A 13,172-nucleotide genomic window follows, 5' to 3' on the forward strand; every position below is an offset into this window, starting at 1 on the left:
GAAAAAGGCATCCTTCATGAATCAAGCTTAAAATGCAGCACTCAGTACGACAGGGCCTTGCGGAAGCTTGTTATCCTTTTTTGGTTCAAGGGTGACAGCCACCGTATCCCATGATTCGTTTGCTTCTTTCTCAGATAACGCATAGGTGACGGTGCCCTCTCCTTTGCTATCTGTTTTAAAGGCACCGGCCGGAACGGGCTGATCTCCTTTAATGAGCCATACTTGATAAACAGCTGATGAATCAAGCTGGCCTTTTAATCCGTCGGCACTCACGACAAGCTCTTTTTTGCCGTGATGCTCAATCACTGAAAAAGCACCCGTTGTTTTTGCCGATTCAGCAGATGTCAGTGGTTTTGTCGCAACAACTTTGACAGGTTGTTCTGCTTGATCTGTTCCATTTGTTAAGAAATATACGTTCCCAGCTGCAGAAATGAGAAGTAGTGCGGCAACGAGAGGCAAAAGCCATTGATTTTTCTTCTTCATTGGCGGTTTCATCTCATTTGCATCACGCACTATTTTGAGATCTTGAGGCGGGTTCGATGTTGCAGCGATTGTTGTCTCTCGTATCTCTTCTTCAAATACTCTTGATAAAATGCGGTCTTTCATCCCTGCCGGAGGCGTTTCGTCCTCTGCTAGAAACGGAATATCAGACATGAGCGATGTCAGTTCTTCAAGCTCTTCTTTGCAATCCGAGCAATGTTTGATGTGTTCTTCAAATTGCGTCTTTTCTTCTCCTTGTAAATGCCCGTTAAAGTAATCAATGACTTGATGTTTACACTGAGTCATGCCTCTTCCTCCTTTCCTCCGCGAGACAGTTTCGTTCGTAAATGCTTCAATGACAATCGAACTCTTCCCTTCACCGTTCCAATAGGGATGCCTAGTTTTTCCGCAATGCTCTTTTGTGTCATTCCTTTAAAATAGACATCTTCGATGATGGTTTGCTGTTCTTTCGACAATGTTGATACTGCTTCACGTATGATTTGTTTTTCTTCGTTCCATTCTACTTCTTTTGACACATCTTCTTGATGATCTGCCAAGTATTCAATATGCTCATCTTCAAGAGCTGTTTCATTTCGGTGTTTCCTTAATAGATCGATTGCCGTGTTTCGTGACATCATAAATAACCATGAGGAAAATTTCCCTTTATCTGTATTGTATTCTCCTATGCCGCGCCAGAGCTTGATAAAGACTTCTTGAAGCACTTCCTCCGCCAGCTCACGGTTTCCAGTCATTTTATAAATAAACGAATATAACACACGTTCATAGCGATCGTACAATATTTCAAGCGAGGGCTTGTGTCGATCATGTTTGATCTTGTGATACAGCTCAAAATCCTTCAGTGTGTCCATGGTCATCTCCTTCCTTTTTCATGAGAAAGAGCATTATGCATTCATCATGAAATCTTCACGTATGGCTCATCACTCAAATTGCTGAGATAAGCCTCCTTTGTACTTTACTCTTTTTTCAAGGAGAAAAAAAGAGCGCTGAAAAAGGAAATGTGTTCCTCATGAGAATGTACTTACTAAACGGATGGATTGACCATTTGGATCACCCACCTCAAGGAAAGTCAAGAATCCATGTGTTTCATTCACTGTTCAGTTGATTTTAGCAAACTCTCGTCAGGCTCTCAATTTACATCAGGTAGAACACATCCTTTCATCATGTCATAATAGAACGAAACAGGAGAACTGGAGTGTCCGTCAATGATTGTAACGATTGTTCTTTTTTTATTAGCTGGTCTGGCTGAAATAGGTGGCGGTTACCTTGTCTGGCTGTGGCTGCGTGAAGCAAAACCCGTCAGCTACGGAATCGCAGGTAGCCTCATCTTGGTCGCTTACGGCGTCATCCCTACATTCCAGCAGTTCCCGACCTTTGGGCGGGTTTATGCGGCCTATGGCGGTGTTTTTGTCGTTCTCGCTGTGTTTTGGGGCTGGTGGGTCGATCGCAAAACCCCTGATTTCTATGACTGGTTGGGTGCTTTGATCTGTTTAGCTGGTGTCAGTGTGATGTTATTTGCCCCCCGCAGTTAATGGTCGGATGTTGATCACACGCTAAAAAGCCGGCAATATGCCGGCTTTTCCTCTTTTACATTCTAAATTGTGTTTCATACAAACGCCGGTACATCCCGTCCATTTCCAGCAGGTCTTCATGCCTGCCTTGCTCCTTGATGCCCTCTTTTGTTAAAACCACAATCCGGTCAGCATGCTGGATGGTCGCTAGGCGATGCGCAATAATAAACGTGGTTCGTCCTTCAGATAGTTCTTCAAGTGAGCCCTGAATAAAGGATTCTGTCTCCGTATCCAGAGAAGATGTGGCTTCATCTAAAATAAAAATTGGCGGATTTTTAAGAAAGATACGTGCAATGGAGATACGCTGTTTTTGTCCGCCAGATAACATCATCCCGCGTTCACCGATGATCGTATCAAGCCCATTTGGCAAGCTATTTACCAGATCCTTCAGTTGGGCTTTCTCCACTGCCTGCCACACTTCTTCATCAGATGCATCGAGTTTTCCGTATAAAATGTTTTCTCGGATGGTCCCATGGAATAAATAAATATCTTGCTGGACGACACCAATTTGTCTCCGCAGCGAAGGCAGTGTCATCTTTCTTGTCTCTATGCCATCAATTGTAATGGTACCCTCCTGCCATTCGTAAAAGCGTGGCAGCAAACTGCAAAGCGTCGATTTCCCAGCACCAGAGGGACCTACGACCGCAATGGTCTCTCCTTGTTTCACCTCAAGATTGATGTCATGAAGAACCGGTTTGTCTGATTCATATTGAAAAGACACGTGCTCAAAAACGATATCCCCTTTTAACTGATCAACTTCAATGGCATCATTCGCATCCTTTTCATCAGGTGATTGATCGATGAGTGATGCAAATCGTTTAAAGCCTGCTGCACCTTTTGGATACATTTCAATGACTGCATTGATTTGTTGAATGGGTCCTAAGAAGATGCCTGTTAATAGCACAAATGATACAAATTCTCCATACGTCATATTTTTTTGCAGCACAAACCATGCGCCGCATACAAGGCCAAACACTGTCACACTCTTAATAAGAAAATGACTGACAGCGGTATGCACAGCCATCATTTGATATGTGGTTAGCTTTGTCTTTCTAAATTGCTCGTTATGTTCAATAAATCGGTCCATTTCATGTGATTCATTTCCGAATGCTTTCACAACACGTATGCCACTAATATTGTTTTCCACACGTGAATGGAATTGACCAATACTCGAGAACATTTTATCAAAAGCAGCAGACATTTTTTTCGTAAAGTAGACGGATAATCCGATCAAGAATGGAACGACAATAAATGTGAGAACCGCCAGCTGCCAATTAATTGACAGCATCAAGCCAAAGGCACCCGTAAGTGTCATGATAGCGATAAATAAATCCTCCGGGCCATGATGCGCAATTTCTCCAATATCCATTAAATCATTTGTCATACGGGACACGAGTTTTCCCGTTTTCTTTTTGTCAAAGAAGCGAAAGGACATTCTTTGTACATGAGAAAATAGCTGATTCCTCATATCCGTTTCTATATTAATGCCTAATTTGTGCCCAAAATAGGTCACGACATAATGCATGGTAGAACTGATCACGTATAAAACGAGGAGCAGAATGCCCCAAAACCAAATGGCATCCCAATCACCGTTTGGCAGTAAATCGTCCATCACTTTACTGATGGCAAGGGGAAAGGATAATTCGAGTAAGGCTGCCAGTACCGCACAGGAAAAATCTAATATAAACAGCCCCATATATGGTTTGTAGTATGAAAAGAAACGCTTTAACAATTGACAGACCTCCTACCGATCAGACATTTCTGTCAATATGTAAGCAAACTCTTCCGCTTGATTGGCTACTGCAATCGGATCGTAAGGCCAGAAGAACTCTGTATCCATTTGATAGGTCTGCTCTTTTTTGACAGATTCTAGACTCTTCCAAATAGAATTGTTTTTATCAAATGTTCCGCCGTTGCTTTCATCAATGAAAATGTAGTCTCCTGCATATTCAGGAAGGGTTTCATAAGAAATGACTTCATACCCTGTTTTACTTTTTAAAATTGTATCTCTGACCTGTTTTGGCGGGTTTACCTGTAATTGCTGATATAATGCCTGCCCGCCTCGATAAATTCCGTTACCATATACATAGACATCATTTTTAAAAGCACCCATGATCGAGACCGTTTCATTCTCTTTTAAAGCAGACTTCACTTTTTTCCTAGCAGCCTCAATTCGTTGATCGAAGGCGGTGAGGAATGCTTTTCCTTCCTCTTCTTTATTTAAAATTTTTGCCAGCGTCGTTAATTCTTCATGTGCATCTTTGAAAGAACCGTAAGGATACACGATGGTAGGCGCTATTTTTTTGTACACATCATAGACTTTTTCATCCTGTACGGCTGTGATAATCAGATCAGGCTTTAAGCTAAGTGCTTTTTCAGCTGAACGCTCGTCACTGATGTCCTCTATTCCTTTTATCTTGCCCTTTAAGTGTACGTTCTTTAAATCCTGCGTTGTCGATCCAACAGGCTGAACGTCAAGTGCAATCACACTCCCTAAATATCCATCTACAAGAATTCGTTTAGGTTCAGCTGGAATCTCTATCTTTCCTTTCACTGTTTCAACCGTTTTCGTTTCTTGCTTTGATTCTGCTGTTTTGGCCTGTTCTTTATTGCCACAAGCCGTCAATATCATTAGAAGAATGACAGCACATATCCAATACGTCTTTTTCATCTCCAAATTCCTCCTTCATTTTCGCCACTACAAATGAGAATAGTTATCAATTACTAGTCTCATGTATTCTATCAACCTCATCTGTCGTGGTCTATGGAGGATTCTCGCAACTTACATATGGACAATTGTTGGATAGGCTAGCTGTGTCAACTGAGAGACAAACCGGTCCATCAAAAGAAGTGCACGCTCTCCTTCATCAAATCGAAACTCCTCCAGTTTTACTGGATAAAAGGTACCATTTTTCACAGCCGATAATTGACGAAGAACATCACTTTCTTCCATTCGCTTGTCCATTTGCTTATACCACCCATATTGGTCAGAGACAATAAAAAACATATGATCCGCCTCGTATTCTCCAAGTCTCTCTAAAGGAATGACTGTATGTTGATTAGGAAAAAGAACTTCTTCTAAAATGGCTTTTGGAGGTTTTAAGCCCAGCGTTTCGTAAAGATAGAAGGCACCTCTTGCCTCATAGGACCACATATACACTTTGTCATGTCCTCTCATTTCATAGATTGCAACGGTCTCGCCTTTTTCTCTAAAGGAAGACAGGGTGTTTCTTGCCTGTTGACTAAGCTGTTCAAATCGTTTCACCCAATCGTTTGCCTCATCTTCTCTTCCTAAAAGGCGTCCTATAGACAGTACATCTTGTACAGCATGATGACCGGCGTATGGCAGAACAAGAACAGGTGCGATTTGCTCCAATCGCTTGATCAATGCAGGTTTTGAATAATAATAGTTAGGGACGATGATGACATCTAATTGAAGTGATTTAAAGACGTCATCAGGCGTATGTTCATTTATGATAAGCGAACTAGCCAGTTGTTCTTTCAGTATATCTGAATGGAGATCGGTTTCTTCGTCAATACAAACAGGCTCAATGCCTATTGCAACCAATGACCCGACAAATTGAAAAGCTGCAATCCGCTCTGGTCTTCGGTTCATTCGAAACTGACTGGGCGTTCTTCCTGTTTTTTGACGGAACTTCCTGCTGAAATATAAACTGTCTGCATACCCGACTTGCCGTGCTATGATTTGAATTTGATCGTCTGTTTGTAAAAGACGTTTTTTGGCTTCGTCTATTCGAATTTGTGCAATGTATTCTGTCACACTCATCCCCATACTTTGTTTGAAAAAGGTAGAAAAGTAACTCTCATGAAACCCCATCTTATGAGCTAAGTCTTTTCTTGTTAGTTTTTGATCATAATGCTCAGCCATATACTGCAAGATCATGTTAATCGAATAATGCACTTTTTCGTTGTATGGCTTGGATTGTTTGCGGAAAATGAACATGATTTCTTCCAGCCATTTCGCCTGTTCTTGTATGATTTGGCTCGCCTGTATTTGTTTGATGTAAGAAAAAAGGACGGCAGAGCCTTTCACCACTTCCCCGTTATCAGGGAGATGATCGTGATTCACCTTATAGACCAATTCATTTTGTGCATCATGTGCCAGAGTGAATTGGTCAAATGTGACAGTATAGATCACTACTTGCTCGCTGGATAAAGATTCAACCATGACATCTATTCCTGAGCGGATCAACACACTGTCTTTGGCATTTAGCTCATATCGAATTCCTTCCATGTCAAGTCTCACCGCACCGTCCGTAGTCAAGAACATCAGTGAAGATGTTTGCCATGAGTCCGTTTGTTTCACAGAAAGAGATCGTTTACTGCTTTCTTTCATGCGAAGAATTGTATGAGTATAGGCGGTCATTTTCTCTTTCTCCTTCCATATAAAAAAGTGCTAAAATAAACCATTTTAGCACTTCAATGTCTGACTGAATGGTGATTATCGCGCTCCAGCCGTTTGTAATTCTTTGTTTTTCTCTTTAAAGCGTTCATTATGTGAAGACACGTACGCTACTTTTTCTGCTTCTGGTTCGATGTATAGCTTTGCGCTATTGAGTGCATTGACTCCATCAACAAACGTACCGGCAATTAAACGCACTTTACTTTTATGTGTGCATAAGTCGCCAACTGCATAGACGCCAGGTAAATTGGTTTCCATCTTTTCATTGACCTCGATGAGTCCCCACTCACCTTGCTTGAGTCCCCATTCTGATAGAACGCTTAAATCACCTTTCATGCCATGATTGACGATGACAGCATCGGTTTCGATTCGTTCGATGTCGCCTGTTTCTAAGTGCTGAATGGTGACGGCTTCAATTTTGTCACCTTGACCATGAAGCTCTGTGAGTTCATGCGGTGTGAGAATGCGAGCACTAGATGCTTTCATGTTGGCGACGTTTTTTTCATGTCCACCAAACATATCACGACGATGCACAACGGTCACACTTTCAGCAATTGGAACGAGGGCATTGGCCCAATCAACAGCTGAATCTCCGCCTCCAGAGATGACCACCCGCTTTCCTGCAAACGTCTTTAGCTCCTGCACGGTGTAATAAAGGTTTGTTACTTCATAACGGTCTGCATGCTCGATTTCAAGTTTTCGCTGAACTGGAATTCCGTGACCCATGGCTAAGATGAGGGTCTTTGTCAAATGACGATCGCCATTTTCAGCCGTCAGCAGGATATGACCATTCTCATCCCGCTCGAATTGCGTGATTTTTTGATTCAACGCAATCTCTGGTTCAAATGTTTTCGCCTGCGTTTCTAGCTGCTGAATCAGCTGTTCACCTCTTGTTGGCGGCAAACCGCCCACATCCCAAATGACCTTTTCAGGATACAGTAGGATTTTCCCGCCAAGGCTTTCGTTATACTCCAGTACCTTCGTCTTTAAATCCCGCATCCCACTATAAAAGGCGGTGTACATTCCTGCTGGACCGCCGCCAATAATGGTGACGTCAAACAATTCAAGTTGTTCTGTCATTTGAGTCCCTCCAGTTTTTCATCGATTGATCTATTTATAAGTGATATTGATTCTCATTATCATATGTACCTATTGTAGTCTACTCTGGTGAAGGGAATCAATAGCTTTCTGCAAAAAAAGAACAGGACGAGCGCTTTCTCGTCCTGTCATCCATCACACAATCGTTAATCCAAGGTCCTTTAATTCCAGCGAAACAAGTCTTGCAATCGCATCTGCCCCTTCTTTTGTAAAGTGCGTGCGATCCTCTATACCTGTTGACAGCATAAAGTAAGAAGTCGTTTTCTCTATGCCGGAAATTTGATAAAACTGGAGACTAACTGTATTTAAATCAACGAGAAGAACTTCTTCTTCATCGGCAAGTTCTTTCATAGCGGCACAGTAATCAGGGAAATCATTGATATATTCTCCGTCTTTTTCATGAAAGCGGCCGACTGGCGTTAATAAAAGCGGTGTAGCTCCTTTCGCTCTTGCTCCGTGAATATATTGAGACAAATAGCTTTTATACGTTGTGAAAGGATCTGTATGCCGTTCGGGCTTCTCCGTTGAAGCATCATTGTGCCCCATTTGTGTGAAAAGCCAGTCCCCAGGCTGAATGTCAGCCAATATTTTATCAAGCCGTCCTTCTTCAATGAATGTTTTTGAGCTTCTTCCACCGATTGCGCGGTTGTCGACGCTCACACCCTGCGCTGTGTAGCGATGTAAAAACTCTCCCCACCCTCCTTGAACAGGACGATCTGGGTAAGATGAAACGGTTGAATCACCAGCTAAATAGATGGTTGTCATGTTCATACGCCTCCTTTTTCATATAGCCACTCTAATAAGCGATGCGGACATCCAAGTGGCTGCTGAAAAGATATGAAACAATCAGCATCGCTACTTCATTCATTCTCTTTTTAATGATCAAAACCCTGCTTACCGGTAGATGTGAATACGTTAAATATGCGGCGGAAGTTCTACTTTTGTCTCAACGGCTTGCTTCAACGCCTGAAGTATATAGCCAATTCCTTTATATGAAGCCAGCGGATAAATCGCTGTCTGATGAGGAAGTAATAACGGATCGATCACCTTTCGATATTTCTTTCCACCTAGTATCACTAATTCATCATATGCAGTGAGATGTTTTTCATGAAATTGCTGACTTAGTGCTTCTCTTGTTATCTGATCAGTATGCGGTGTACCAAAAGCCACATCATAATTTTCATGAATAATATCATCTGCCTTTAAGAATCCATGCTTCGCTGAAATGATTAGGTAGTCTGAAAAGAACGTTCGGGCATAGCTTTTCGTACGCTGATGCAGCGGACTTAAATAAACGAGGTTCGCCGGCTGGCTCCCTGCCTCTGGATGGACGTCCCATATTTTCTTCGCCCCACATGGAATGATACAAACTCGCTTCACTTGATTTTCTCCTTCCTTCGTTGATACATCCGATACAACATACAACCTAGCGCTGTGCCAAGTGTATTTAAGAGAATATCATCTATATCGCTGCTTCTTGTAATCATACCAGATTGTGAGAATATCCATTGAAGGATTTCGATGATCGCTGACAAGATCAACCCAGCCAGCACCGCCTTTTGAAAGCGACATGTCCGAAAGGCTTGATATAGAAAAAAACCGAGCGGCACAAATAAGAGAATGTTCCCTGCCAAATTTAACAAGACAAGGTTTGGATAGCCATGCCGAAAGGCGTGTAGGTTTTGTTGAATGGAGTGGAAGGGAATCAGATTGACGCTCACTTGATCTTTTGGTGCTGAAAAGCGATTCGGAAAGACCGTTAAATAAAAGAGAACATTCGTATATACAAATAGAAAAGCAAGGACCATTTCTGTTCGTAAATAGATAAAACGTTGCTGTTTTTTTGCCAGCCTATATCTCATATTTAGATAGAACGGGACGAGCAGAAGAAAATAAGCCATTGAAAACATAGCACTGGATGTCATACAAATAGCTGCCCCTTTCTTACACCATGCTTGACCATATTACAGGTTATTCAAGCTTTCCTGTATCTATTCATCACTTATTCTCACAATTCATGCGATATTGACAAATCGTCATTTTTCCGCTAAACTGACTGACATTCAGTCATTTTAAGGTCGGTGATCCTGTGTCAAAACGAGAAAAAATTATGCTTGCTGCGATAGATGCCTTTAAAGAGAAGGGAATTGAAAAGACGACTATATCGGATATTGTGAAAACAGCAGGAGTAGCGCAAGGAACTTTTTATTTATATTTTCCTTCAAAGCTGTCTGTCATGCCTGCCATCGCTGAACATCTGATCGCACAGATGGTGCCTGCGATCGAAAAGGAATTAACTCAGCATGCAGATGTCCTCGATCAAGCAGATGCGCTTGTTGAATTCATTTTCGCTTTTACAAGGCAATACCGTGATGTTCTTGCCCTGACGTATTCAGGTTTAGCTGCCACCGAGCATTTAAAGGAATGGGAAGATATTTATGAACCGATTTACAAATGGGTCGCTTCTTTTTTAGAAAAGGCAAAGCAGGACAAAAGAGTACGTGCGAACTTGAACTGTCAATATGCTGCGAAATTCATTATCGGTTTACTTGAATCATCAGCTGAGCAAATGTACTTATTTACAGAAACAGATACAGAAGAGGTTCTGATTCAAAAGCGAGAGGTCAAGCAATTCCTTCTTTACGCACTCGGTATAGAGACACCTTAACTTAGTACAGCACTTGCTGTACGCTCTTTTTTGGCTTCAAAATGACGAATCGTCAGTTTTAAGGTTTAGGAGGAAATACGATGAAAAAAAGCTGGATGTATGTCGCACTCACATGTTTATTTGAATTACTTTGGGTGTTTGGTTTAAATAAAGCAGATGCTGTGTGGGAGTGGGCGATCATTATCTGCCTGATCCCGGTTGATTTTTATTTTTTAATGAAAGCTTGCGAGAAGCTGCCGACAGGGACCGTGTACGCCGTGTTTGCCGGAGTTGGAACGATTGGTACGTCTTTAATGGATTATGCGCTGTTCGGCGGTTCGTTTTCATTAGAAAAGCTCTTATTTATGGGCATTTTAATTCTCGGAATTATTGGACTGAAGGTGTCTGATGGAGATGCACATGAGCAGAAAGGAGAAGCGGTATAAATGGGCTGGTTTTTTGTACTGTTGGCCTCTGCCTGCGAAATTGGCGGAACCATTGGCCTCAATATGTTTAGTAAGAAAAAGCAACTCACGACAGGCATGTTATTTGTCGGCGGATTTGCCTTATCCTTTTTGTTTTTGTACGCCTCGTTCTCTTCCGTCCAAGTGTCCATTGCCTATACGGTCTGGATTGGACTTGGAACAGCGGGTTCTGTCTTGTTTAATATGATTCTATTTAAAGAGCCGAAAAACATGATTCGTATCCTCAGCTTGCTGCTGATTGTGATTGGCGTCGTTGGGCTGAAGTTATTTGCGTAATAGAAAAAGCAATGGAATAGATTATCCATTGCTTTTCCAGTTAATTTTTATACTTTTCTTGGTACGCTTTAAATTGTTTTTCGTATTTTTTCAACTTTTCTCCATCGACTTTTGAATTTAATTTCGGTTTTCGCTTTCCAATTACCATTACATCTTTATCTACAATAGGACTTGATAAAAAGATGTATGGTGCAAAACGATCACACTTCGTATTTGGAAGGGTGACGGATAATCTAGCGTATTCTTCTGTCGGGAATTGGTTTGAAATGTCAAGTTCCTTGAGTCCCTCTAATGCCGATATTGGCTCTAAAGACTCGTCCTTCACTTTTATATTTGATAAGCACAGATATTTTAAATTCTTAAGGTATCTTAAAGGTTGAAGCGTATTTAAATTTAATGTGTTCCAAATCCCACCTGACAATTGCAACCATTCTAAACCAGTGTTTTTTTGCAAAGGAGCTATGTCATTCAACTTTGAAAAATCTGTTAAGGATAAAGATTTTAAAAAAGTGTTTTTTGATAGATCCCATAAACTTTGTGCCTTTGTATTCCATTCAAGTGCCAATACCTCAACATCTTGAAGAGAACTGATGATTGATAAATCTTCTACTCTCAGTTCACGCATATAGAGCATTTTGGGATTAACTAAGCTCAAGATCGTATTGAATTCCTTTTGGCTCACTTTGTAAATCCACAATTTCGTCAGGTTAGAAAAAGAGTTCAACCTTTCAATATTTTTAATTTTACCTGTGATTACTAACTCAGTGGCATTTTCATCTACATCGGCTAAATCATGAACAGCTTCTGGTCGTGCATCATGACGAAAAATATATTCAGGGTCTTCTTTTAACATTCTTTTACCTCCACACCTACAAATGATGGATATCTAAATGAATTTTATCAGAGTTTTTCCGAAGAAACAGGGAAAGGGATAAAATCTAGATGGTCTTCTTTGGTCCGTTTAACCACAATCCGCCGATGATTACGTCTGTTTTCAATTCATTTTATAAAATCTTTATCATCTAAAATATGGAGCAACAACATATCAACGACTTCGCTTTCACTATACTCCATATATTCTGCACAGGTCTTGACGATAGCTTGTACTCTTTCATATAAACAAATAAAAGAACTCCAATTCATATACGAATTAGAGTCCTCATTATATGACTAATACAATTTTCCCACCTTAAAACCGAACCCGTTAATCAAAGCCCTTCCTTTTTTATTTCTCGTTTAATGTGGATCATGCTGCTCAAGCAAGAGATCCATTGCGTAAATCGATTCGCCTTTTTCATCCAATAAAAAGTATACAATCAAAGGCTCTCCAAAGGACCCTGTCTGCTGCGTGAACAAAACACATGTGAATTTTTCAATACCTATCGGAATCTTTCTTCTTAATAAAGGATGAAGAATAGGCGAAGTCCGAATTGTATCTATATCCACATCCCAACGTTCGTTTTTTAAAGTGGGATAATGCTCTACTAACAATTGGTGTAACATGTCGGTCGTGAACGCTGCTTTTCCATCAAACTCATCATCTATTATGTTGGTGTTATACATCCGACGGTTGCTTATCCTTTGAAGCATTGATTCGTATTCCTTTTAAGACAAATCGTTTCTGGCCATCAAGAGTACAAGTGATCAATGTCAGTTCATTTTTCCCACGATCCTTTAGTACATCAACATCCGTCGGTTCTATCGTAGCTGAGCTGACAATTTTGTATTCGTATGTTTCTGCTTGATGATGTAAGACGACTTTTTCCCCTTTAGGCACCTCTGGCAGCTGTCGGAAAAGCCGGTCGCCTCTATACCCTCTATGGCCTGCAATCGTGAAATTTCCTTCACCTGGCATTTGATGAGATTTGATTTGAGTCAGTGCAATACTTAAATTTTCTTTTGATGTAACAGGTAGCACTTTTTCATTTAAATCAATTGACGGGATCTCAAGCTCCATCGTATCTCGCAGGTCTTCTTCTGACACAGTTAAATGTGGAATAGAAGAAAGGGCATCACTGTCATTTTCTTCAATCATTTTCAATGCCTCTTCCATGGCTGCTGCCTCTTGAGACGTTCGCCACTCATATAGAAAAGGAACGGAGATAAGCATTAGTCCTGCGACCACCAAAAAGCTGCCTAATAAGGTTCTTTTTTTCATCAATACACTCGTTCCT

The 13,172-nt window shown here is 41.1% G+C and carries 16 protein-coding genes; 4 read left to right on the forward strand and 12 right to left on the reverse strand.

Annotated elements, in window-relative coordinates; genetic code table 11:
* Nucleotides 1-27: 27 nt before the first annotated feature.
* On the reverse strand, nt 28-786 hold the full coding sequence (locus N521_RS10995; RefSeq protein ID WP_035391292.1) for an anti-sigma factor: 759 nt from the start codon (nt 784-786) through the stop codon (nt 28-30).
* Nucleotides 783-1,349 carry an RNA polymerase sigma factor gene (locus N521_RS11000; protein ID WP_008341682.1) on the reverse strand — a complete coding sequence of 189 codons (567 nt, stop codon included), beginning with the start codon at nt 1,347-1,349 and terminating at the stop codon, nt 783-785. Before N521_RS11000 ends, N521_RS10995 begins: the two co-directional genes overlap by 4 nt.
* Before the next feature lie 354 nt (nt 1,350-1,703).
* On the opposite strand from N521_RS11000, the gene N521_RS11005 reads away from it, so the two are divergent.
* Nucleotides 1,704-2,030 (forward strand): YnfA family protein, encoded by a 327-nt coding sequence (locus N521_RS11005; protein ID WP_035391293.1) that lies wholly within the window; start codon nt 1,704-1,706, stop codon nt 2,028-2,030.
* Nucleotides 2,031-2,085: 55 nt separating this feature from the next.
* Here N521_RS11005 and N521_RS11010 read toward each other — a convergent pair whose 3' ends face one another.
* From N521_RS11010 to N521_RS11040, 7 genes are all read right to left on the reverse strand, one after another.
* Nucleotides 2,086-3,801: an ABC transporter ATP-binding protein gene (locus N521_RS11010; RefSeq protein ID WP_035391295.1), complete on the reverse strand. Its 1,716-nt coding sequence runs from the start codon at nt 3,799-3,801 to the stop codon at nt 2,086-2,088.
* A 12-nt stretch (nt 3,802-3,813) separates the two neighbouring features.
* Nucleotides 3,814-4,740, reverse strand: a complete 927-nt coding sequence (locus tag N521_RS11015) for an ABC transporter substrate-binding protein (protein ID WP_035391297.1) — start codon at nt 4,738-4,740, stop codon at nt 3,814-3,816.
* Between the two features lie 111 nt (nt 4,741-4,851).
* Complete coding sequence (locus N521_RS11020) at nt 4,852-6,456, reverse strand: helix-turn-helix domain-containing protein (protein ID WP_035391299.1); 1,605 nt, start codon at nt 6,454-6,456, stop codon at nt 4,852-4,854.
* Between the two features lie 75 nt (nt 6,457-6,531).
* Nucleotides 6,532-7,572: an NAD(P)/FAD-dependent oxidoreductase gene (locus N521_RS11025; RefSeq protein WP_007496663.1), complete on the reverse strand. Its 1,041-nt coding sequence runs from the start codon at nt 7,570-7,572 to the stop codon at nt 6,532-6,534.
* 153 nt (nt 7,573-7,725) lie between these two features.
* Complete coding sequence (locus N521_RS11030) at nt 7,726-8,355, reverse strand: rhamnogalacturonan acetylesterase (RefSeq protein WP_017358823.1); 630 nt, start codon at nt 8,353-8,355, stop codon at nt 7,726-7,728.
* A 150-nt stretch (nt 8,356-8,505) separates the two neighbouring features.
* Nucleotides 8,506-8,970 (reverse strand): DUF6884 domain-containing protein, encoded by a 465-nt coding sequence (locus N521_RS11035; RefSeq protein WP_035391302.1) that lies wholly within the window; start codon nt 8,968-8,970, stop codon nt 8,506-8,508.
* Nucleotides 8,967-9,515, reverse strand: coding sequence for a VanZ family protein (locus N521_RS11040; protein ID WP_035391304.1), 549 nt, complete (start codon nt 9,513-9,515; stop codon nt 8,967-8,969). The genes N521_RS11035 and N521_RS11040 overlap by 4 nt, the downstream gene beginning before the upstream one ends.
* 185 nt (nt 9,516-9,700) lie before the next feature.
* On the opposite strand from N521_RS11040, the gene N521_RS11045 reads away from it, so the two are divergent.
* The 3 genes from N521_RS11045 to N521_RS11055 all read left to right on the forward strand — a co-directional run bounded on the left by N521_RS11045 (nt 9,701) and on the right by N521_RS11055 (nt 10,998).
* Nucleotides 9,701-10,258, forward strand: coding sequence for a TetR family transcriptional regulator (locus N521_RS11045; protein ID WP_034647861.1), 558 nt, complete (start codon nt 9,701-9,703; stop codon nt 10,256-10,258).
* Between the two features lie 80 nt (nt 10,259-10,338).
* Entirely contained in the window at nt 10,339-10,683 is a 345-nt protein-coding gene (locus tag N521_RS11050; RefSeq protein ID WP_017358819.1) for a DMT family transporter, read from the forward strand.
* On the forward strand, nt 10,684-10,998 hold the full coding sequence (locus N521_RS11055) for a DMT family transporter (protein WP_035391306.1): 315 nt from the start codon (nt 10,684-10,686) through the stop codon (nt 10,996-10,998). It begins immediately after the preceding gene.
* A 40-nt stretch (nt 10,999-11,038) separates the two neighbouring features.
* On the opposite strand, the gene N521_RS11060 is transcribed toward N521_RS11055, so the two are convergent.
* The 3 genes from N521_RS11060 to N521_RS11070 all read right to left on the reverse strand — a co-directional run bounded on the left by N521_RS11060 (nt 11,039) and on the right by N521_RS11070 (nt 13,156).
* On the reverse strand, nt 11,039-11,851 hold the full coding sequence (locus N521_RS11060; RefSeq protein ID WP_035391308.1) for a leucine-rich repeat domain-containing protein: 813 nt from the start codon (nt 11,849-11,851) through the stop codon (nt 11,039-11,041).
* A gap of 383 nt (nt 11,852-12,234) precedes the next feature.
* The gene (locus tag N521_RS11065; RefSeq protein ID WP_035391310.1) at nt 12,235-12,561 is read right to left on the reverse strand and encodes a hypothetical protein; all 327 of its coding nucleotides are present in this window, start codon (nt 12,559-12,561) and stop codon (nt 12,235-12,237) included.
* Nucleotides 12,554-13,156 (reverse strand): class D sortase, encoded by a 603-nt coding sequence (locus tag N521_RS11070; RefSeq protein WP_008341713.1) that lies wholly within the window; start codon nt 13,154-13,156, stop codon nt 12,554-12,556. Before N521_RS11070 ends, N521_RS11065 begins: the two co-directional genes overlap by 8 nt.
* Between the last annotated feature and the right edge of the window lie 16 nt (nt 13,157-13,172).

This window comes from Bacillus sp. UNC125MFCrub1.1, from assembly GCF_000701305.1.
Classification (GTDB): domain Bacteria; phylum Bacillota; class Bacilli; order Bacillales; family Bacillaceae; genus Bacillus; species Bacillus altitudinis.